This is a genomic window from Williamsia sp. DF01-3, assembly GCF_023051145.1.
In the GTDB taxonomy this organism is placed as follows: domain Bacteria; phylum Actinomycetota; class Actinomycetes; order Mycobacteriales; family Mycobacteriaceae; genus Williamsia.
On the sequence record NZ_JALKFS010000005.1, the window covers coordinates 307,975 to 327,947 of the forward strand.

The following is a 19,973-nucleotide window of genomic DNA, read 5'->3' on the forward strand; positions in this document are numbered from 1 at the left end:
GCACCGATCGGCAGCGCATCGATGACGGCCGCAACGCCCTGCCAGTCCGCGTTGGTAGGCACGCTGTGCAGGCCGCCTGGGCGGTTGTTTCGGGTCATCGTTGGCCCTTCTCATCGAAGACTCACCAGTGAGCATGTCCAGTCACGTCGTGACACCAACGTAGAGGGATGCACGCTGCTCATGCGCAACGACCGATCAAAACTCCTCGAGCTGCGCACGTTTTTCGCGTTCCATCTCACGGATTGCCTTGCGACGAGTGGTCAATATTCCGGTGACGGCGATCAGCCAGACGGCATATTGCACCGTCCATGCAACACGGAACGAGTCGAACGAGTAGCCCCCCATCGCACCGATGATGATGCCCATCACCTGCATAACGATCAGCGACACCAGGAAGCCACCCATGTTGACCATGCCCTGTGCGGTTCCGAGGCTCTTGCTGGGATTGAAGGTACGCGCGAAGTCGAAACCGACCACCGATCCCGGCCCGCCCACGGAGATGACCACCACGAGGATCACCAGTAGCCACGTGGGTGCGGGTGCCGGCAATGCCAGCACCACAGTCCAGATGGCCGCATTGCTACCCATGATTCCCAGCACGAGCCAGGAGCGTCGAGCCGGGAAGCGGCCGGTGAGCAAACCGATGATGATCCCGGCACCGATGATCGACACCACCGAAGCACTCAGCAGAGCGCCCGCCGCACCCGCCGATAAGTTCTGCCCCGCTGTCAGATACGGGATACCCCACATCAACGCGAAGACGGTGATGGAGAACTGAGTGCCCATATGGCTGAAGAACCCGAGCCTGGTTCCCGGCCGCGACCACACAATCTTGATGCTGCGCAGTGTCTCGCTCACCGATACCGACTCGGAGGGAGACTCGGTGCCGGGGGGCGCGTCACGCACAAGAGCCAGTGCCAGTGCGGCGGTGAGAAGGCCGAGCGCGACAGCCGAGGAGTACGCGGCCGTCCAGCCCGGCCCGTTCAGCAGGGCAAGGAACGGCACCGCCGACAGCACCTGGCCGAGTTGACCGAGGATGCCGGTCAACTGGGTCACCAGAGGTACCCGCTTGGGCGTGAACCACCGTGGCACCAGCCGCAGGGCAGAGATGAAGGTGAAGGCGTCGCCGGCTCCGACCAAAGCACGGGCGACGATGGCTGCAGGAAGGGCTTCGGTGAGCGCCAGGGTCATCTGGCCGACGGCCATGATCAGGGCGCCCGTCACGATGAGCGCCCGGCTGCCGAATCGATCGAGCAGCAGACCGGCCGGGATCTGCATACTCGCGTACACGATCACCTGCAGCACCACGAAGGTGGAGAGCACACTCGGACTCGCTGAGAACCGGTCAGCGGCGTCGAGTCCGGACACTCCGAGAGTTGTCCGGTCCAGAACGGCGACGACATACGCCAGCACTCCGACGGACCAGACCACCCAAGCGCGCACCGTTCCTCCTTCGCTGTACTCGCTCATCCCGCGACCCGCCGCCACCGCGATGCCCTCAGTCCACACCGGTCGCGTGCGCACAGCCATTCAGGGGTACGCAATCGGTAGCCTAGGTAACAACCGAGGACCGCTGATGCGCCACTGGCGTCGGAGGAACACCAGGGACACACTTGGTGTTGTCATACCCGAGTGACACCTCCGTCCCGCAGCCAGCGGAGACGAATCCCCCGAGGAGGACAACGTGTCGCATGAATATCGCAAAGACCCTGACGCCGTCGCCCGGTTGAACCCGGCGCAGTTCGCCGTCACCCAGAAGTCGGCCACCGAGCCGGCCTTCCGGAACGAATTCTGGGACAACCACGAGGCCGGCTTGTACGTCGACATCGTGTCCGGTGAGCCCCTGTTCACGTCGACCAAAAAGTTCGACAGCGGATGCGGATGGCCCAGCTTCACCACGCCGATCGAACCGGCGAACGTGGTCGAGAAGACGGACAGCACTCACGGCATGGTGCGCACCGAAGTCCGGTCCACCCATGGCGACAGCCACCTGGGGCACGTCTTCAACGACGGCCCGATCGACGAGGGTGGCCTGCGTTACTGCATCAACTCGGCCGCACTTCGCTTCATCCCCGTCGCCGAGATGGAAAGCGCCGGCTACGGCGAGTACCTGCATCTGTTCAACAGCGAGGAGGCCACACGATGACCGAAAAGGCGATACTGGCGGGCGGATGTTTCTGGGGTGTCCAGGAACTGGTTCGTCGGCAGCCGGGCGTCATCGCTACCCGGGTCGGCTACACCGGCGGCGACGTCCCCAACGCGACCTACCGCAACCACGGCACGCACGCCGAGGCCATCGAGATCGAGTTCGACCCCGAACAGACGAGTTACCGCGATCTACTGGAGTTCTTCTTCCAGATCCACGACCCGTCGACCAAGAACCGGCAGGGCAACGACATCGGGATGAGCTACCGCTCGGCGATCTTCTACACCGACGACGAGCAGAAGCGCGTCGCTCTTGACACCATCGCCGATGTCGACGCGTCCGGCCTGTGGCCGGGCAAGGTCGTCACCGAAGTGGTTCCTGCGGGACCGTTCTGGGAGGCCGAGCCCGAGCATCAGGACTACCTGCAGCGGATTCCGAACGGGTACACGTGCCACTTCGTGCGTCCGGGCTGGAAGCTGCCACGGCGGGAGAACGCCAGCGCATGATCACCGCGCCGGTGATCGCGGTCTGATCACCGGCACATGACACATCAGGGCGACGCGCACAATGCGCGTCGCCCTGATTCGTGTCTAGACCTTTGCTCAGCCGGCGAGGTTCTGACCACCCGTGGGCCTGTCAGAACGACGGCGGATCAGCAGCACGATGCCCGCGATCAGCGAGATGCCGCCGATCGTTCCCACAATCGCCGGGATGATGACACCACCCCATCGGAGCTGATCGACATAGCCGGAGGCTTTGTCCGACTGCCGGTCCTCGGTTGCCGAATCCCAGGCCATCGTCGCCTTGAAGACGTCCATCCGGAAGTCGCGGACGGGCTGGGCGAGACCCGGATCTTCCCAACCCGGCGACTTGAAGTACTGGTGCTGCTCTTCGAGTCCGCGCAAGACGGTTCCCGTCTTCGGTTCCACCCACACATGCCGCGTGGCAGTCGCAAAGCGGTCCATCACGATCTTCTCGTCGGCAGGCACACCTTCGATGCCCCACCAGCTCGCAGGCATCTCGAGTGACGTCCCTGGTGCGGGTTCGCCGCTGGGGGTCTCGAGCTGCACCTGATCGATCTCGGGCACCTCGCTCACGAACTCGTACGCGGTGAGTCCGTTGATCTTCGTCTCGCCGACGAACTTGGCCGGGACGTCCTGGCGGGTGTTGACGTCGTAGTACGGGTACTCCGACTTCTCGACATCGAAGCCGAACTTGTACTGGAAGCCCTCTCGCGGCGCCTCCACGAAGTTGCTCTCGTCCTCGATGGTTCGAACGCCGGCCGGCGCCTGCACAGTGTGCAGGCGGTGGATCTCGCCGTTCGGCTTGCTCGTCTCCCGGTTGATCGAGACGACATCGATGTTGCCGGTGAGCACACCGTCGGAACACGTGCGGGCGCTGTCGACAGCAGCAACATCCGGCTCGACGATCTCGTCGCCGTCGCGGATGCGGTCGATCCGCACGGTCTGCCCGGACTGAACGGTCACCTGATCGGCGTCAGACGGTTCGATGACCACGGTGCGGCGCTGCTGGGTGAGGTGCGCGTCGAACACCTCGGCGCGTGGACCGGACACCGAACAGCGGTCGAAGACCTTTGCCGGCAGTTCGTCGTCGTCGGTGATTCCGGCCGGCTGCGACACCGCCACGGTGGTGATGTCGAGATCAAGCGGCACCACCTTGAGCTGGGGGACCAACCAGACCGGGACGGCAATGGCAGCGGTCACGGCCGCGACGCCGAAAAAGATCAGCGCGGGCGCCAGAAACCTGTTGATTGTGAGCTCCCTTCGGATGCCGAGGTGGCCCGACAAGTATGGCAAGCGGACATGACGGGCCGACGCCGCACCTCATCGACGGCCATCACCGCGGGGTCGACGGCCATCACAGCGGGTAGGTACCGAAGACTCCGGCGGGGTCGATCTGGTCTCGCAGCCCGCGCAGGCGCTCGAGGTTCCCACCGAACGCGGCATCGATCTCGGCTTCTGTCTCGGCGAATCCGGGACGGACTTCCACGCTGTAGACACCGGTGATGTGCCCGGACAGGGCGGCCAGCGTTTCGTTCGCCCAGGACAGACATGCTTGTTCGTCAGACGGATCCGACCAGATCGCGTTGAGCGGGATGTTCCATTCTGCTGACCGCCCCCAGAAGGCTGTGTCGGTGTCACCGACATCGGCGAGAGCGCCCCCGGTCTGCTGGAAGTCGATACGGCAGGCCGGTGTAGGTGCGGCGGCAATCTGTGTTGCGAGCGCGTCCGCGACCGACGCATCGAGTGTGGGGCCGGTGAACACGGCCTTGCCGAAGAACGATCCCCTGGCGTCGGCGGGTTCGGGCAGCGAGAGCGGCGACGGTTCGGCACCGCCCGCACCAGGCGGGGTGTATTCGGGCAGGCCCGAGAGGTAGCGGCCCGACATCTCCGAACGGTAGTGCACCTGTTTCGACGCATCCATGACAGCCGTTGCTGCCCTTCGTGACTCGTCGATGTCGGCGGTGTCTTGACTGGCGCACGTGGTGAACAGCAGCATCACCGGTTCTCCCGGCGTCAGGTCGGTGTAGCCGAGCACTGCACCCATCATCGTGTGCCTCGGCACCTCTGGTGCGACGCGGAAATACGCGGCGAGAGCGTCCAGACCCACCACAGTTCGGTGCACCCACATCGGGCCCGCGTGATGCGAGTTCAGGGTGGCCGAGGTGACGACGCCGAACGGTGGCGCGCACCCCCGAACCGCCCACCAGAGGTCTGCGTTCCGGCCGGTACTGGTCTCGGACAGCTGCACCACCTCGCCGGAGGGCAGGACCAGCTCCACGGCGACGAGATGGTCGAGGGTCAGCCCGAGGCTGCGGGTGTAATAGCCGACCCCACCGCGTGTGACCAACCCGAACCCGGCGTGCTGTGAGATCCCGACCGGGACGATGCGTCCAGGGGCGAGAGCATCGAGCATGGTGCCCACGCTCGCTCCCCCACCGACGATGACCGTGTCGCCGTGAGTTTGCGCACCGTTCATATGGGCCGACAGATCGATCATGATCGACTGATCGGCGACGCAGTTCGAACTCAGTCCGCCGCCTCGCACGGTGACCGTATTGCCCGACCGTTCGGCGATGGTGACGGCCGCGGCCACCTCGCTCACGGAGGTCGGCTGCACCACGCACAGCGGGTGACGCCGGGCTGCATCCGGAAAGAAGATCCGTCCCAGCGCGCCGCGGTAAGCGTCCGTTCCAGGTTCGTGCACCCGGCCTGGCAACGCCGCATTCAGCTCGCGGATCGCATCGGCGCCCTGAGCCGCCACGGTGGCCCCCATTCCTGGTTTTTCATACGCGGTGCCGCACAGGCCTACCGACGCGATCGAGTCTCTCAGACCACACGGGTACTCACAGCGGAACGCGTGACGGCTCTCGATCACGACCCTGCTGCGCCGCACCGAATGCCGTTCGGCGCCTTGCCAACCCGTCACAAAGATCGTGAGTAAAACTATCCATCTGCCGGGTAGCGTGCCCGTGACGATCACTTTCTCCTGTAACCACCCGCGAACCAACGTCTTCACCGCACCACGGGCCGCAGGGTGTGGTAAGCCTCTCGTATATCACGCGGATGCGGACGTGATGGTCGGGTGGAAGCCAAGGGGTATCGAATGGGTCACCTACGTCTGGGTGCCGTACTGGCCGCATCTGTTTCGGTACTCGTGTTGGCCTTTTTGGTGCCTGTCCCGGCGTACGCCGCGCCTACCGAGGAGTCGACCCTCCCCGGCGTCAACCAGTTCACCTCGTGCACGCCGGCACCCGAACATCAACGACCCGTGGTCTTGGTCCACGGCAACGGGTCCGGTATGGCCGCGACCTGGCGGACGTTGTCGAAGCGGCTCTCCGACTCCGGCTTCTGCGTGTTTGCGCTCGACTACGGACGTCATCAGCCCGGTAGCGATGAGAACCTCCTTGACCTCGCCGGCGGAAGCGACATCGGGGAGTCAGCGGACGTGCTTGCCGCGTTCATCAGCAAGGTGCGATCGGCGACGGCGGCCGACAAGGTCGACGTGGTCGCCCATTCGATGGGCGCACTCACTGCACGCCACTACCTCAAGTTCGTGGAGCGCAACACCATTCACACTGTGGTGAGCGTCGGCGGCACCAACCACGGATCGACCTTCGAATCGAACACGGACCTGCCCCTTGGTTCCAACTCGGAGATACGCAGGCAGGCCGTCGCCGCCGGACTGCCCGCCGACGAGGTGCTCGCCGCGACCGTCGGTCCCGCGTACGCCCAGCAAATGGCCGGGTCGTCTTTCCTCACGCAGCTGAACGCCGGGGGCGACACCGTACCCGGGGTGGATTACGTGGCGGTGGCAACCCGCGGCGACAGGGTGGTCACCCCGCCGGAGTCGGCGTTCCTGACCGCCGGCCCCGACGCCACGGTGCGCAACGTGTGGGTTCAGGACGGTTGCCCCGGCTTGGCCGTCGACCACATGGGTCTGACCACCCACCCGCGCTCCTTGTGGCTGATCCACACCGCTCTCGACCCAGACCATGCCGACACGAACCCTGCACCCTGCCCCTGATCTCTCTCCTTCGACCCATCACATGTTCATGCTCGCGACGTCACTAGGGACACCATGAGAAACCCCGTCACACAGCTCCGCCGGAATTCCCGTCTGCTCGTCGCTGCGGCAGTCGCGGGATTAGCGGTGGCGTTGGCGCCTGCCGCCACGTCCTCCGCCGACCCCATCCTCGACCGCGCGATCGCGGCGCCCGACGGCTCCTATCTCGTGAGTCTTGTACGCGGAGAAGGACGCGAGGCCACCGCCGAGGTGTACTCCGCCGCGATGGACAAGAATATCGGGCTCAAGTTGCTGATCGCGCCCGGAGACGAGCCGCGACCGACCGTGTATGTGCTCGACGGGGTCGGTGGGGCCGGCGAGGAGAACGGCCTGCTCAGCTGGGGCGATGCAGCGTCGTTCTACAAGACGAAAGACGTCAACGTCGTCGCCACGCTCGGTGGAGACTCGAGCTACTACACCGATTGGCAGCGCGACGATCCCGAACTCGGGCGCAACAAGTGGACCACCTTCCTCACCGACGAACTCCCACCCATCGTCGACTCGGCCCTGAACACCACAGGCAAGAACGCGATCGTGGGTGTCTCGATGTCCGCCACCTCGGTGCTCGCGCTGTCCATCCAGAAACCCGACCTCTATGAAGGCGTGGCCTCGTTCAGCGGCTGCGCACAGACCAGCGATCCTCTCGGGCGTGCGTACGTCTACATCACGGTGTCGAACTTCGGTGGCAACCCCGTCAACATGTGGGGTGAGCCGGACGACCCCGCCTGGCAGGCGAACGATCCGTATGTCCACGCCGCGGGGCTGCGTGGGACCGCGCTGTACATCTCCACCGGCTCAGGACTGCCGGGTGAGCACGACAACCTCGAGGCCCCCAACGTCGACGGCAAAACCAGCCAGCTGGTGGCGCAATTGACTGCCGGCGGGGTGATCGAAGCCGCGACGAATCAGTGCACTCACAACTTGCGGGGCCGGCTCGACGCGCTCGGAATCCCGGCCACCTACAACTTCAAGGACAAGGGAACGCATTCCTGGGACTACTGGCGCGACGACGTGCACGACTCGTGGCCGGTGCTCTATGAGTCGATTCGCTGAGGCACCCGACCTCAAAAACCGAGACCCATCCAGTCGGTTCCCACAAAGTCGGCCTCCAGTTTGGCGGCCTCGATGCGCACGTCGTCGGGGTCCGGATCGAGACCATCTGCGGCGATTGCGCGTAGTGCCGCGGTGACGCCTGCCTCGTAGGTTTCGTAGCCGCCGATGATCTCGCTGTCCGCACGCCACCACACCAATAGGTGGGTGCCATTCGGCGACGGACAGAAGCCGACCACCTGGCCGTCGCGGGACAGGGTGGGGCAGCCGTCCGGGTAGCCGTCGTCGTCGCTCATAGCCGCACTCTAGACATCGTCGCCGACATCCCTGTTCGCTGTGTCTCTGGCTCGTCCGCTGCGGACCAGCGACCTTGCACAGATCTCATTCCGGTATCGAGATCACAAATTGGCCGCTTGCAGTCGCTTGACCGGCGGAGTCTTGTGTTTGAGACCACAAATCCCTGGGTAGTCCGGGAGGAAATCGTCTCGTCAGGAGTCAACGTGGATACCGTCGTCTGGATCGTCATTGCAGTAGTGGTGGTGCTGGCCCTCATCGCGCTCGCACTGTTCTTGGCACGTAAGCGCAAGGAAAGCCGTCGGGTGCAAGCCGGACAGATCCGGGAGCAGGCGTCCGAACGCGTCGCCGGCGTCCGTAAGCGTGAGGCCATCGCCGAAGAGCATGCAGCCAACGCCCGACGGGCTCAGGCGGAAGCCGACGCCAAGGCCGCTGAGGCCAAGCGCTTGGCCGCAGAAGCGAGCACCCATCAGGGCACGGCCGCCAGCAAGCGCCAAGAACTCGACGCCGAGTTCCAGCGCGCCGACAAGCTCGACCCGGATGTCGGCCGGAACGGACGCGACGACAACCGCCAGGACAACGGCAATCGTATGGATCCGCGCCAGGCCGGAACCGGCCCCGGCAACGGTCCCGGCAACGGCCTCGATCCTCGCCACACCGGAAACGGTCCGGGCCACAATCTGGACCCCCGCCAGGCAGGGAACGGCCCCGGCGACAACGGAAGCCACGTCCCCAGGCACAACCGCTAAACCTCTTTGCAAGCCGAGAGTCTCGCCGCTACGTGCGGCGGGGCTCTCGTGCGTTTGGTGTCGGTTGTGAGAACACCTGCTTAGCAACTTGATTCACCTGAATGAACACAAACTGGCGGCGGGCTTGATTCTTCGCTCTCCCAGCCACTTTCGAAGGCGAATTTCTCCACACTCCTCTGTGGATAACCCCACGATTTGTGGATAACTCTCAATATGCCTTTGATGCATCGCGTTTCGCGATGGTGTCGCCCCCCGCGGCTACAGTGAGCCCATGCGATACGGAATCTCCATCCTGCCCGATCAGTCGTGGCACGACGCGCGGCCGGAATGGGAACGAGCCGAGGAGATCGGGTTCGACCACGCCTGGGTGTTCGACCATCTGGTGTGGGGCGGGCTGCCCGACGCTCGTTGGTTCTCCAGCGTTCCGACGATGACTGCTCTCTCCATGGTGACCTCCACGATCAAGATCGGCTCGTTTGTGGTGTCGCCCAATTTCCGCCATCCCGTGTCTTTTTCGCGCGAGGTCGAGACCTTGCTCGACATCGCCGGCGACCGCGTGTTGCTGGGGCTGGGCGCCGGAGGCACACCAGACGACGGACTGCAGGGCGCCCCGGCGATGACACCGCGCCAGAAGGTCGACCGTTTCCAGGAGTTCACCCTCTTACTCGACCGATTGCTCACCGACGACCATGTCTCGGCCGACGGCGAGTATTACCAGGCTCGCGACATGCGTCTGGTCGGCGGCTCGGTCCGGCACCGGGTCCCGTTCATCCTGGCCGGCAACGGGCCCCGTTCGATCCGCTTCGCCGTCCGCCACGGTGATGCCTGGATGACAACCGGGCAGAAGGCCGAGACGCTCGATGAGTGGTTCGACGGGGTCAAGCGTGGGTGCGACCACCTCGATGAGGCGCTGGCCGATGAAGGTCGTTCCCCTGATGGCTTCGATCGCTACCTGAATCTCGACGCATCGCCGCAGTTCTCGCTGACGAGTCTGGCGACGTTCGATGACATGGTCGGCCGGGCCGGGGAACTCGGCTTCACCGACGTGATCATCCACTGGCCGCGAGACGGTGACCCGTTCCGTGGCTCTGAGCGTGTGCTGGATGCGCTCGCAGAACGCGGGTTCGCGCCACCGGTCTGACCTACCGCGGATGTACTGACTACCGTCGCAGGCATGAGCACACCGTCGTGGGTGGAGTTGGCCGGTCGCAATGCGGCCGCCGAGACCGTATACGTGTCCGGGTCGATGCGAACAACCGCCAGAGGAAGCAGCGAGACGCCCGGGCTCGTATTCGACTTCTGGCACGGACCTCATGATCGGTGGCGGATCGAGCGTGAAGGCGATGCCGTCTACATCCAGGCCGCGGGCGAAAAGCCCCTGGTCCGCATCGACGGCGAGATGCGGCGTCTCGGCGGTGACTTCGGCATCGTCAATCTGGGTTCGCGGGCCAGCCCTCTCGACCTGTTGGGTGAGAACTCACTGCTGCGGCGGATGAGCAAGAACATGCGCGTAGCCGCACCTTCGGCGCCCATCGACAGAGCAGGCCGGGCTGCGTGGAGAACCACTCTGCTGTCCCGGTCTGACGATTCGGTGGAGATCACCTTCGACGACATCACCGGAATCATCGTGGGAGTCGGCAATCCCGAACGCGGCGACCTGTTCGAGGTGTACAACGTCAGCGAGCACGACGACCTACCTGCTGATCTCTTCGTCTGGACCGGACCCGTCGTGGACGCCGAGCCCCGCGGGCGCCCGGGCGGCCGGCCCACGGACCCACGCGAACGACATGAGCAGACCCTCGAGGTGATGGCGGCGACGGTGGCAGCTCTGGATCGGCCGCGAGACGTCCTCGAAGCCATCGCCGGCGCCGACAACGGCGCCGCCGCACGAGCCGCCATCATCGAAGTGCTCGGTGTCTCCGAACGTGGTGCCGAGGCGGTGGCGGCAATGCAGTTGTCGCAGTTCCGATCTGACGTCGCGAGGATGGCCCGTGCCGGGCTCATCGAGTTGCGGCGGACGCCCCCGCCTGCCTGATGGGGGCACACAGTCCGGTCGAGTTGTGCCCGCCATCGGCGAACTCGCCACGTGAGCACGGCGGTTTTCGGCACTATGTATTCATGGACACCACGGTTGTGGCCTCTGGCGAGCCTGGTGGGCGTCGGGTAGGCCTGTGGGATGAGTTGCGGACCAAGTACGCCGACGTCGGGTTCACCAGCGCCGTAGGCGAATTGCGCTCAGTGACCACCATCGGCGGTGAGGTGACCGCGGCCACCGCCAGTTTCACGATCATGCCCGGCGACCGCTGGCACGTCAGCGATGACCACGGAGAGGTACACATCCAGCAAGGAGACCGGTGTTGGATACGGGGCGGTCGAGGCCGCCTCGAACCTGTTTCAGGCGGCTCGGCAATGTCGGCTGCGGCCAAGTGGCGGCACGTACATCCGTACCGTTTGCTGGGCGACCCGGGCGATTGGCTCTTCGCCGACCCGCGCAACTACCACTCCCCGCTCCCGATCCCGTCGCGACCACGGTCGCAGGCCGGCCTGCTTGGCAGTTCCTTCTTGATCCACCGCGCGGGAAGATCAATCCATTGCACGCCACCCTTGATGAGCACACCGGAGCATGCCTACGCGTCTACGAGCACTCGGACGGCGACGCGCACCTCATGGAGATCACTAACATCGAGTTCAACGTCGCCGTGGATCCTCGCCGATTCCTTCCCTCGGAGCCCGTGGTGGAACCCGATTTCGCCGAGCAATCGCACGGGCAGCTGCAGGCCGACCGGGATCGTTTCGCAGGCTACCTCAGGGCCTTGGACCATGCTCCCGAGCTCATCGACATCGTGCAGCACAGTGCAGATCCGTCGGTTGCGACGGCTGAAGTGGCTGAGCTGCTGGAGGTTTCAGATCTGACAGCCCGTGCGATCCTCAATCAACCCCTGCATCGATTCACCGCGCTCTACCGTCAGCGGTTCGTGGAACAGTTGAACAGGGTGAGGGAGGTTCTGGGTTCGTGATGTGGACCCTCGGGTAAATAAGAGGCCAGTCAGTCAAGCGCGCGCAGTCAGCTTGTCGCTGCACTGATCGCAGCGTCAATCGCCACTGGTTCGAGTATGGCTTTGTGGTGGTTGCGGTTCGGCGGTGCGGCTAACACCTCGGCCGTTCGATTCGTCAGAGCGGCACGGTCGATGGCTCCACCAGTGGCCATGACTGCCTCCAGTGCGCTGACCCAGTGTTCGTAGTAGGACCACGACTCGTCGGAGGTGACGGAGCGGGTTGACTCCCAGTCCTTGATGGCGTCGATGAGCGCGCCCTGGAACAGTTGCCAATCGAACTCGCCTGCGGTGTGCGCCGCCACTGCCAGCGCGAAAGCTCTGATCTCCCAGGGGTGATCGAATGACATTTCTCCGGGACGCCCGCCGGGTAGGTTGCGGACCAGATCATCCACCGCTCGGCGGTCCGCATCTGGTGCGTTGGCGGGCACGTCGTTCATGATGCGGCCTTGACCGGGCCGACGCCGATCATCGAATCCCGTGTGACCAGTGCAGCGAGTTGTTCTTCACTCCAGCCGTCGGTACCGGTGGGTCGCTGCGGCAGCACCCAATAACGCATCTCCGAACTCGAGTCCCAGATCCGGATCTCGACGGAGTCGGCGATGGCGAATCCGAAGTCGTCGGCCAGGACCTTGCGCGGCTCACGCACGATTCGGGCCCGATACTGCGGGTCTTTGTACCAATTGGGAGGCAACCCGAGAACGGGCCACGGGTAGCACGAGCACAATGTGCACACGATGGCGTGGTGCACCTCTTCGGTGTCCTCGAGGACCACCATGTCTTCGCCCTGCAGGCCACCGATGCCCAGTTCTCGGCAGGCTTCGGCGGCGTTGTCGAGGAGACGCTGCCGAAAGTCGTTGTCAACCCATGCCTTCGCGACCACTTTCGCTCCCAGCTGCGGTCCGACCTGATTCTCATAGATGTCGACGATGCGGTCGACCATCGAGCTCGTCACCACCCCCTTTTCGATGAGCATCGACTCCAGCGCCTTGACGCGGGCGGCCGTTTCTTCATGATTTGAGGCCCCTTCACTCATGCGCGTGCTCCGTTCTGTTCATCGACCAGTTCGACGTAGGGGTCCCACACGTCGAAACACACCGACGCGTTCGGATCGCCAAAGCCTTTGCCTCACAACTCTTCGCTGGTGAACTTGATGGTGTAGACGTGCTCCGGTGCGTCGCCGAGCCCGTTCCCTGCGGAATCGGGGTAGATGAACGACCCGCGGTGAGCGACAACTACAGCCTGTTTGCCTCGGATGTACCGGGCCAACCGGGTGTGTCCGAACTGGCTGACGTGCGCCGTGCGGACCTTGTCGCCGACAGTGAACCGCGGCTGCTTGCTGGTTCTTCGAGCAGCCGAAGCGCCCGCCGATACCGCGACATCAACGAAGTCGAGCAGCTCTTGGCGTTGGCTGTGTGAAGGGAGTGGGGCCTCGGGGTTGTCGAGATAGTGGCGGGTGCGGCGGGCGAGTTCATCCGCCTCGACAGCGCCCGCCGCGATGACGTGGGCCTCGATGGAGTGGAGCCAGTGCTGGTAATAAGGCGAGCTGAGGTAAGTCGCCGGGTCCATCCTCTCGACGCCGTGCCGGAACTGGTCGATACCGAAGTACCCGGCGCCAACGCAGGCCGGGTACATGGCGAACACGGCCTTCTCCCACTCGGCCCTGAAGACCGGTTCACTGTCCGGAGGATCGACCGGACCGAGACCATCGGTCCCTCCGAGATCGAATACGCCGTTCACATGGTGCTCCCAACTCCGGCGTGATCTGTTGCTGCAGATGTCCAAGAACTCTCGGAGTCGCAACCCTGAGGCAACCCACCCTCAAAGTGACCTACGTCACATATCCTCCCCAGCGCGCTCTCTGAGATGTCAACCGACGCCCACCGGCAGTACCGCCGCAGTGTCGCCGCGCGCAACATTCTCAGGAGCCGGCGGCCCGCTGGGAACGAGAAGCTGAATGGACGATCGAAGACATTGCGGCAGCGTCGTTTCCGGATGCGACACCCAGTATTCATGGCCGGTCATGATGGCGGCCGTGGTGGAATGGGCGAAGGCGATTGCGAACAATTCGTCGCTGCGCCAGAGACCGCGACGGCGGATGAAATCAGCGACTGCTTCGCGCCACTGCCGGTACAGCACCGATGCGTAGGACTGCACTGCGGGCACGGTCAGGACCAACTGGGCACGGTGACGTGCCCATTCCTCGTCCTCCGGGCGAAAGGCGAGGGCAGAGACTATCGCGGCCTCGATGACGTCGCGCGGAGCGGCGGTACCGTCATCGGCGGCCAGAAACGCCGTGAGGCGGGCGAACTCGGTGTCAGACTCGACCCACAGCACGTCGGCCTTCGTCGCAAAGTAGCGAAAGAACGTGCGGCGACTGACCCCGACCGCCTTCGCGATGTCCTCGACGCTGGTCTGCTCGAAGCCGTGCTCTATGAACAACTTCTGGGCCGCAGCTGCCAGCTCGTGCGCGCTGGTCGCGGCAGGACGGCCGCCTCGATCAACTGTGTCGGTCACCGCGGCGCGGACCTCCCCGTCTGCCATCTGACCATCGTCTCACCTCCGTCCGTCGCTGTGCACGTCCGCGGGAAGTCCATGCTGGCGTTCTGGCACTAGGTGACATAACCTCGATGTGAGAGCTGGGTCACAACAGAACGGAAGTGGTTGACATGGGCAAACTCGAAGGCAAGGTCGCCTTCATCACCGGCGCCGCACGAGGTCAAGGGCGCAGCCACGCAATCCGCCTTGCGCAAGAGGGCGCGGACATCATCGCGGTGGACACCGCCAAACAAGTCGCCACTGTCCCCTACGACACCGCCACCGCGGCGGATCTGGAACAGACTGTCAAGGACGTCGAGGCGCTCGATCGCAGGATCGTCGCGTCGGAGGTCGATGTCCGCGACCTCGCGGCCCTGAAGAAGGCCGCCGACGACGGGGTGGCAGCCCTTGGTCGCCTCGACATCGTGATCGCGAACGCGGGGATCAACAGTATGGCGCCCGCGCTCGAGATGGATGAAGAGATGTGGCAGACCATGATCGACATCAACCTCACCGGCGTGTGGAAGACGATCCGTGCGGCAGGCCCACACATCGTTGCCGGCGGCCGTGGTGGTTCCATCGTCATCACCAGTTCCCTGGCGTCTATCAGCGTCAACGAGAACATTGCCCACTACTCGGCGGCCAAGTCTGGACTGGTCGGTCTCATGAGCGTGCTGGCGAAAGAACTGGGACCGCAGAGCATTCGAGTCAACAGCATTCATCCGACAACGGTCGCGACACCGATGATTCTCAACGAGCCGACCTACAAGCTGTTCCGGCCTGACCTGGAGAAGCCGACCCGGGCCGACTTCGATGAAGCCGCTGCCCAGATGAACCGGCTTCCCGTGACGATGGTGGAACCCGTGGACATCTCTGAAGCGGTCCTCTATCTGGTGTCTGATTCCGGTCGATACGTAACCGGGACCACCCATGTTGTCGACGCCGGTGGAAGACTCTAGGGCGTGCAGAACAACGTCTCGGTGGTCGAAGCGGCGTCACTGGCGGACGTGCGGTCGCGTATCGCGCACAAGGTGGTCGGCCGCGAGCGGGAGACCGACCTCCTGCTCGCCGCGGTCGCCGCCGGCCGTGACCTGATGCTCGAGGGTCCGCCGGGTACGTCCAAGTCGACGCTGCTCGGCGCCATCACCTCCGAATGGGACATCCCGCTGGTGTTCGTGGAGGGTAACGCGGATCTGACACCGAGCCGTCTTGTGGGCCACCACAATCCGGCCCGAGTACTCCGGGAGGATTACACGGCGGACAACTTCGTCGAGGGGCCATTGATCGAGGCGATGCGCACCGGTGGCTTTCTCTACATCGAGGAGTTCAACCGAGCACCCGAGGATACGTTGAACACGCTCCTGACTGCGATGGCCGAGCGGGTGATCACTGTGCCACGGGTGGGTAGTGTCACCGCGCTTCCGACGTTCCGCATCGTGGCGTCGATGAATCCGTACGACAACATCGGCACCACGAGGTTGTCGACGTCCGTGCACGACCGGATGTGCCGACTCGTCATCACCTACCAGGATGCGGCGGCCGAACGTGAGATCGTCCGCCTCCGAACCGGAGTCGAGTCGGCCCGCGTCGTGGCCGATGCCGTCGCGGTGACCAGGGCGACGCGAGAGCGCGACGACATCCGTCAGGGAAGTAGCGTCCGGGGTGCCATCGACGTCGCGCTGATGGTGGCGCAGCTCGCCCTGATGCGAGGCGTGGAGTTGCCTGCCGCCGATTCGCTGGAGCCGCCGCGCGGATTACCCGAGGACTACACGGCCGTGGTGCTCGACGCCATGATGGTGGCACTGTCCGGTCGAATACATCTCGACGACACGGCATTCGAGACACCCGAAGCAGTATTGCACCAGATCTGGCAGGACCACTTCGTCCTCCTCCCCGCCGCTGCCGAACCCGGTTGAAGAGCAGTTCCGGCCGACAGCCCTGTGTCGAGACCGAGAAAGGGTGCCGGACACGATCGCGCCCGCATGAAGCCGTTGCGACGCAAGCCGAAGCAGCTCGACGACGAACCAGAACTGCTCAAGCCTGCGGCCGGTGGTCGTGGCGGATTCACGCTGATCCCCAACCGAGGTCCCTCGGGGAAGCCGATGCAATTGCCGGGGTCGTCGGCACCGGGAGAAACGAACGACGAAGGTGAGCTCTCGGCATCGGGCGGGGCCATGGTCATCGATGAGGCCGGTCGCCGGCGCGCGAGGCAGATCGCGCGCAGACTCGCACTCGCGCAACCGATGCGGCAGCGTCGTGCGCGGCGGGCCAGCGCAGGCACCCTCACGACCATGCGGTGGCGCGGTGGGACCGACGAACTCGATCTCGACGCAACCCTGGAAGCGATTGCCGGTAACCCGTTGCCGACCGACGACGACATTCTCGTCCGAGAGCGGGTCCGCAACCGACGGTCCATCGTCCTTGTCGTCGACATCTCCGGCTCGACCAAGGGCGAGCAAGTGCGGACCGCATCAGCCACCGTCGGCGCAATGATTGGTGAACTGGCTCGCGATGACGTTGCAGTGGTGGCCTTTTGGTCAGATGCCGCGCTTCTGGTTCGGCTGGGGGAACGAGTGGGTCCCGAGACCGTGCTCGACCAACTGCTGACCCTGCCGACGCAAGGACTGACCAACGTCGCGTTCGCACTCGAGGTCGCGGTGCGCGAACTGGCCGGCGTTCCACCCGCCGATGCGAGGGTGCTGCTGCTCAGTGATTGCGTACACAACGCCGGACCGGATCCCCGCGGTGTCGCAGCACGGTTGCCGCGACTCGATGTATTGCTGGACACCTCAGGTGAGCACGACCTGGACCTCGGCCGGGATCTTGCAATCGTCGGCCGCGGCCGCTGCCGAGTGATCCGCGACCACCACGACGTGGCGCCCGCGCTGACCTCGATCTTCGGGTGACTAGTTTGGTAGTGTTACAACGACTTCGGGCGCCCAACCCATTTCGTCACGGACTACCAGAAGGTGCCTCGGACATGTAGCCGGTCTCAGGATCTATCTCCGCTAGAAACTCACTGATACATGTGCGGTGATAGCGAACGGTCGGTAGCGGGATCGGGAGTGGCGCCGGTGGAAGCCGATCGCCAGTCCTCCATGCAACGCTCGGGGCGCCGGACTGGAACCCGTAGCCAGGATTGGGGCCGCTCACCCAGGTGTATCGGCTACCGCCGTCTGGGGCGATCGCTACCTGGAACAGTTCTCCACCCACAACAAGGTCGATTGGGCTGTCCGCGGCCGCTGGGCGCCAATCCTCAGGTACTTCATCGGGTTCCACAGTTTCATCGTCGCTGAACGCCGCGCTGATCGCGAATGATTATCGCTGACAAAAGGAGGTGCTGACTTCCGCGGTTGATCGCGCTCAGGGGCCTCGGCGCACCAAGAGACGTGCGGGCCTGGTGAGCCACAGACCCGCCAGTAGCGCGGCACCCCACACCACAAACAGCGGATCCCATATGAAGGCGTGCCCGATCATGGTGGTCCGGTTGTAACCATTGCTGGGCGAGACGAGGCCGGCGAGCACCGCGCACGCCGACAACGACGAGACCCCACCCCACACGACCAAAACGACACCGCCTGACCACCCACACCATCGAATCAATCGATAGAACCGGCTCTTTCGTCGCTCGTTGACCATCGGCACGACAGCTGCGACCGCTTTTACCAGCGCGATGAGACCCAGGGCCAGACCGATTTTGACCGGGCTCTCGCGCGCGAGCTCGACGGCCCACTCTCCCACTGACTCGAGTTGCCAACGGCCGCCGACGGCCCAGCACAAACTCGCCACCGCGTGCAGTAGACCGGCTGCCGCAGCGATGCCGAAGGCTACCGAGGCGACGGCGGTCTGTGCCGTCGACGTGTGTGTTCGCATGAAAACAGCCTACGAACGGTGAGCTGCAAGCACATCCAGGTTTACCCTCATCCTGCCCCCGAGAAAGTCCTCGCAATCAGAGCGTTTTACCCGGCGAATCCGGGTTGCGAAGAGACCCCTCGTAGTTCGCGCTTCACTCCCCCGACGCTTGCTCGCCCGGCGGGGTTTGGCCGAGCGAGGGGGAATGGTTCGCATGTGGTCACGGACTTTGGTGAGTACGCGGGCGAGGTCGTCGATGTCGTCCTGATCAAGAGCGTCGAAGAGTAGTTGCCGGACGATCCCGATGTGCCCTGGGAACACGGCCGCGAGTACTCGACGGCCGGCCTCGGTCACGGTGACGGTGATTCCGCGTTCATCTTCCTCAGAAGGGCTGCGGGTCACCAGCCCCGCGCGTTCGAGAAGACCCACTTGATAGGTGAGTCCGCTCCTGCTGTAGACCACGCCGTCGGCCAGTTCCGTCATCCGGCGACTGCCCGTAGGTGCGTCGCCAAGCGATGCGAGCAGCTGAAACTGCACGTAGCTGAGGTTGCCCGCCTCCTGCAACTGCTGCTCAACCGCATGCCGCACCAGGCTGCTTGTCTCGATCAGCGCGAGGTACGCGCCGAGTTCGACGGCGCTCAGACCTTGTTGTTCTCTGCGTTCGGTCACGTCGACAGTTTACCTGTTGCTTCGACTTCAAAGCACTGCTATGTTGGCCAAGTGCTTCCGATTCGAAGCATCTAGCTGAAGGAGTCACCATGAAGGCAGTACAGTTCCACGAGGTCGGGGGCCCCGAAGTCCTCCACTACGGAGATGTCGAGCAGCCGACGCCGGCCGCCGGACAGGTCCGCGTGCGTGTGGCAGCGTCGGCGTACAACGCCGCCGACAACGGCATGCGGGCTGGATTCTTGCCCATCCCAATTGTGTTGCCGCACATCCCCGGATATGACATTTCGGGAACCGTGGATGCGCTGGGCGAGGACGTGGACGACCTCGCAGTCGGCGACAATGTCATCGGGTTCCTGCCGATGGAACACGACGGTGGCGCAGCCGAGTACGTCACCGCCCCAGCCCAGGCACTGGTGCATGCCCCCACCACAGTCCCGTTGGACGACGCCGCGGCCCTACCGTCTGTCGCCCTGACTGCATGGCAGGCGCTGTTCGACGACGGACAGCTGACCAGCGGACAGAGCGTGCTGATCGTCGGCGCCGGAGGCGTGGTCGGCAAGTACGCCATCCAACTGGCCAAACGCGCTGGCGTGCACGTCATCGCAACCGCCAGCCCACGCAGTATCGACGCAGTCCGCGCCGCGGGCGCCGACCACATCATCGATCACACCAACACCGCCGTACTCGATGCCCTCGACGGGCATGTAGACGTATTGCTCAACCTCGCCCCCATCGAACCCGAGCAGTTCGCCACCCTCGTCACTGCCGTTCGAGACGGCGGCGCCGTTGTCAGCACCACCGCGTTCATGGCGACGCCCGACGACAAAGCACGAAATGTGCGGGCAGCCACCGTGTTCGTTCAACCGAACCGCACACGCCTCACCGAGATCGTGTCCCTGGTCGACGCCGGCGCACTCACCATCGAGGTCACGCGGCGGATACCCCTCACCGAACTGCCCGCCCTCCACAAGGAAGCAGCCGGCGGACGGATCGCAGGGAAGATCATCGTGCTGCCCTGAATGCTCGGTTCGCATG

22 protein-coding genes are annotated in these 19,973 nt (G+C 64.4%); 12 read left to right on the plus strand and 10 right to left on the minus strand.

The window, feature by feature from the left end; translation table 11 throughout:
• Positions 1–195: 195 nt before the first annotated feature.
• Positions 196–1,443, minus strand: a complete 1,248-nt coding sequence (locus MVA47_RS03315) for a nitrate/nitrite transporter (protein WP_247210551.1) — start codon at positions 1,441–1,443, stop codon at positions 196–198.
• 241 nt (positions 1,444–1,684) lie between these two features.
• Between MVA47_RS03315 and msrB the strand changes: the two genes are divergently transcribed.
• Both msrB and msrA read left to right on the plus strand, forming a co-directional pair.
• Positions 1,685–2,146: a peptide-methionine (R)-S-oxide reductase MsrB gene (msrB, locus tag MVA47_RS03320; protein ID WP_247206664.1), complete on the plus strand. Its 462-nt coding sequence runs from the start codon at positions 1,685–1,687 to the stop codon at positions 2,144–2,146.
• Positions 2,143–2,652 carry a peptide-methionine (S)-S-oxide reductase MsrA gene (gene msrA / locus MVA47_RS03325; RefSeq protein WP_247206665.1) on the plus strand — a complete coding sequence of 170 codons (510 nt, stop codon included), beginning with the start codon at positions 2,143–2,145 and terminating at the stop codon, positions 2,650–2,652. Before msrB ends, msrA begins: the two co-directional genes overlap by 4 nt.
• 96 nt (positions 2,653–2,748) lie before the next feature.
• Here the strand turns inward: msrA and MVA47_RS03330 are convergent, their stop codons facing one another.
• Together MVA47_RS03330 and MVA47_RS03335 are read right to left on the minus strand one after the other, a co-directional pair.
• Positions 2,749–3,963, minus strand: coding sequence for a DUF3068 domain-containing protein (locus MVA47_RS03330; RefSeq protein WP_308280467.1), 1,215 nt, complete (start codon positions 3,961–3,963; stop codon positions 2,749–2,751).
• Positions 3,964–4,024: 61 nt separating this feature from the next.
• Complete coding sequence (locus MVA47_RS03335) at positions 4,025–5,443, minus strand: FAD-binding oxidoreductase (protein ID WP_247206667.1); 1,419 nt, start codon at positions 5,441–5,443, stop codon at positions 4,025–4,027.
• 330 nt (positions 5,444–5,773) lie between these two features.
• On the opposite strand from MVA47_RS03335, the gene MVA47_RS03340 reads away from it, so the two are divergent.
• Both MVA47_RS03340 and MVA47_RS03345 read left to right on the plus strand, forming a co-directional pair.
• Positions 5,774–6,694: an alpha/beta fold hydrolase gene (locus MVA47_RS03340; protein WP_247206668.1), complete on the plus strand. Its 921-nt coding sequence runs from the start codon at positions 5,774–5,776 to the stop codon at positions 6,692–6,694.
• Positions 6,695–6,748: 54 nt separating this feature from the next.
• Positions 6,749–7,786 (plus strand): alpha/beta hydrolase family protein, encoded by a 1,038-nt coding sequence (locus MVA47_RS03345; protein WP_247206669.1) that lies wholly within the window; start codon positions 6,749–6,751, stop codon positions 7,784–7,786.
• An 11-nt stretch (positions 7,787–7,797) separates the two neighbouring features.
• Here MVA47_RS03345 and MVA47_RS03350 read toward each other — a convergent pair whose 3' ends face one another.
• Entirely contained in the window at positions 7,798–8,079 is a 282-nt protein-coding gene (locus tag MVA47_RS03350; RefSeq protein WP_247206670.1) for a hypothetical protein, read from the minus strand.
• 204 nt (positions 8,080–8,283) lie between these two features.
• Between MVA47_RS03350 and MVA47_RS03355 the strand changes: the two genes are divergently transcribed.
• The 4 genes from MVA47_RS03355 to MVA47_RS03370 all read left to right on the plus strand — a co-directional run bounded on the left by MVA47_RS03355 (position 8,284) and on the right by MVA47_RS03370 (position 11,843).
• Positions 8,284–8,826 carry a hypothetical protein gene (locus MVA47_RS03355; RefSeq protein ID WP_247206671.1) on the plus strand — a complete coding sequence of 181 codons (543 nt, stop codon included), beginning with the start codon at positions 8,284–8,286 and terminating at the stop codon, positions 8,824–8,826.
• 271 nt (positions 8,827–9,097) lie between these two features.
• Complete coding sequence (locus tag MVA47_RS03360; protein WP_247206672.1) at positions 9,098–9,967, plus strand: LLM class flavin-dependent oxidoreductase; 870 nt, start codon at positions 9,098–9,100, stop codon at positions 9,965–9,967.
• Positions 9,968–10,000: 33 nt separating this feature from the next.
• Positions 10,001–10,861: a hypothetical protein gene (locus MVA47_RS03365; RefSeq protein ID WP_247206673.1), complete on the plus strand. Its 861-nt coding sequence runs from the start codon at positions 10,001–10,003 to the stop codon at positions 10,859–10,861.
• Positions 10,862–11,492: 631 nt separating this feature from the next.
• Positions 11,493–11,843, plus strand: coding sequence for a hypothetical protein (locus MVA47_RS03370; protein WP_247206674.1), 351 nt, complete (start codon positions 11,493–11,495; stop codon positions 11,841–11,843).
• A 47-nt stretch (positions 11,844–11,890) separates the two neighbouring features.
• Here the strand turns inward: MVA47_RS03370 and MVA47_RS03375 are convergent, their stop codons facing one another.
• The 4 genes from MVA47_RS03375 to MVA47_RS03390 form a co-directional block, all read right to left on the minus strand.
• A complete protein-coding gene (locus MVA47_RS03375) occupies positions 11,891–12,319 on the minus strand; it encodes a nitrile hydratase accessory protein (protein WP_247206675.1) in 429 nt (142 codons plus the stop codon).
• Entirely contained in the window at positions 12,316–12,915 is a 600-nt protein-coding gene (gene nthA / locus MVA47_RS03380) for a nitrile hydratase subunit alpha (protein ID WP_247206676.1), read from the minus strand. Before nthA ends, MVA47_RS03375 begins: the two co-directional genes overlap by 4 nt.
• 92 nt (positions 12,916–13,007) lie before the next feature.
• Positions 13,008–13,619 carry a nitrile hydratase subunit beta gene (gene nthB / locus MVA47_RS03385; protein ID WP_247206677.1) on the minus strand — a complete coding sequence of 204 codons (612 nt, stop codon included), beginning with the start codon at positions 13,617–13,619 and terminating at the stop codon, positions 13,008–13,010.
• Between the two features lie 129 nt (positions 13,620–13,748).
• Positions 13,749–14,423: a TetR family transcriptional regulator gene (locus MVA47_RS03390; protein ID WP_247206678.1), complete on the minus strand. Its 675-nt coding sequence runs from the start codon at positions 14,421–14,423 to the stop codon at positions 13,749–13,751.
• A gap of 125 nt (positions 14,424–14,548) precedes the next feature.
• On the opposite strand from MVA47_RS03390, the gene MVA47_RS03395 reads away from it, so the two are divergent.
• The 3 genes from MVA47_RS03395 to MVA47_RS03405 all read left to right on the plus strand — a co-directional run bounded on the left by MVA47_RS03395 (position 14,549) and on the right by MVA47_RS03405 (position 17,323).
• The gene (locus MVA47_RS03395; protein WP_247206679.1) at positions 14,549–15,376 is read left to right on the plus strand and encodes a mycofactocin-coupled SDR family oxidoreductase; all 828 of its coding nucleotides are present in this window, start codon (positions 14,549–14,551) and stop codon (positions 15,374–15,376) included.
• 3 nt (positions 15,377–15,379) lie between these two features.
• Complete coding sequence (locus MVA47_RS03400; RefSeq protein WP_247206680.1) at positions 15,380–16,333, plus strand: MoxR family ATPase; 954 nt, start codon at positions 15,380–15,382, stop codon at positions 16,331–16,333.
• A gap of 66 nt (positions 16,334–16,399) precedes the next feature.
• Positions 16,400–17,323: a VWA domain-containing protein gene (locus MVA47_RS03405; protein WP_247206681.1), complete on the plus strand. Its 924-nt coding sequence runs from the start codon at positions 16,400–16,402 to the stop codon at positions 17,321–17,323.
• A gap of 457 nt (positions 17,324–17,780) precedes the next feature.
• On the opposite strand, the gene MVA47_RS03410 is transcribed toward MVA47_RS03405, so the two are convergent.
• Both MVA47_RS03410 and MVA47_RS03415 read right to left on the minus strand, forming a co-directional pair.
• Complete coding sequence (locus tag MVA47_RS03410) at positions 17,781–18,290, minus strand: DUF3995 domain-containing protein (RefSeq protein WP_247206682.1); 510 nt, start codon at positions 18,288–18,290, stop codon at positions 17,781–17,783.
• 9 nt (positions 18,291–18,299) lie between these two features.
• Positions 18,300–18,938 (minus strand): MarR family transcriptional regulator, encoded by a 639-nt coding sequence (locus MVA47_RS03415; RefSeq protein ID WP_308280469.1) that lies wholly within the window; start codon positions 18,936–18,938, stop codon positions 18,300–18,302.
• An 89-nt stretch (positions 18,939–19,027) separates the two neighbouring features.
• Here MVA47_RS03415 and MVA47_RS03420 point away from each other — a divergent pair, with 89 nt between their 5' ends.
• Positions 19,028–19,957 carry an NADP-dependent oxidoreductase gene (locus MVA47_RS03420; RefSeq protein ID WP_247206683.1) on the plus strand — a complete coding sequence of 310 codons (930 nt, stop codon included), beginning with the start codon at positions 19,028–19,030 and terminating at the stop codon, positions 19,955–19,957.
• Positions 19,958–19,973: the final 16 nt, after the last annotated feature.

Excerpts from the sequence above, each read along its gene's own strand:
- MVA47_RS03345 (WP_247206669.1), top strand. The coding sequence starts at position 6,749 with ATGAGAAACCCCGTCACACAGCTCCGCCGGAATTCCCGTCTGCTCGTC.
- MVA47_RS03375 (WP_247206675.1), bottom strand. The coding sequence starts at position 12,319 with ATGAACGACGTGCCCGCCAACGCACCAGATGCGGACCGCCGAGCGGTG.
- MVA47_RS03395 (WP_247206679.1), top strand. The coding sequence starts at position 14,549 with ATGGGCAAACTCGAAGGCAAGGTCGCCTTCATCACCGGCGCCGCACGA.
- MVA47_RS03365 (WP_247206673.1), top strand. The coding sequence starts at position 10,001 with ATGAGCACACCGTCGTGGGTGGAGTTGGCCGGTCGCAATGCGGCCGCC.
- MVA47_RS03410 (WP_247206682.1), bottom strand. The coding sequence starts at position 18,290 with ATGCGAACACACACGTCGACGGCACAGACCGCCGTCGCCTCGGTAGCC.
- MVA47_RS03360 (WP_247206672.1), top strand. The coding sequence starts at position 9,098 with ATGCGATACGGAATCTCCATCCTGCCCGATCAGTCGTGGCACGACGCG.
- MVA47_RS03405 (WP_247206681.1), top strand. The coding sequence starts at position 16,400 with ATGAAGCCGTTGCGACGCAAGCCGAAGCAGCTCGACGACGAACCAGAA.
- msrA (WP_247206665.1), top strand. The coding sequence starts at position 2,143 with ATGACCGAAAAGGCGATACTGGCGGGCGGATGTTTCTGGGGTGTCCAG.
- MVA47_RS03370 (WP_247206674.1), top strand. The coding sequence starts at position 11,493 with ATGGAGATCACTAACATCGAGTTCAACGTCGCCGTGGATCCTCGCCGA.
- MVA47_RS03350 (WP_247206670.1), bottom strand. The coding sequence starts at position 8,079 with ATGAGCGACGACGACGGCTACCCGGACGGCTGCCCCACCCTGTCCCGC.
- MVA47_RS03420 (WP_247206683.1), top strand. The coding sequence starts at position 19,028 with ATGAAGGCAGTACAGTTCCACGAGGTCGGGGGCCCCGAAGTCCTCCAC.
- MVA47_RS03335 (WP_247206667.1), bottom strand. The coding sequence starts at position 5,443 with ATGGGGGCCACCGTGGCGGCTCAGGGCGCCGATGCGATCCGCGAGCTG.
- MVA47_RS03340 (WP_247206668.1), top strand. The coding sequence starts at position 5,774 with ATGGGTCACCTACGTCTGGGTGCCGTACTGGCCGCATCTGTTTCGGTA.
- nthA (WP_247206676.1), bottom strand. The coding sequence starts at position 12,915 with ATGAGTGAAGGGGCCTCAAATCATGAAGAAACGGCCGCCCGCGTCAAG.
- MVA47_RS03390 (WP_247206678.1), bottom strand. The coding sequence starts at position 14,423 with ATGGCAGACGGGGAGGTCCGCGCCGCGGTGACCGACACAGTTGATCGA.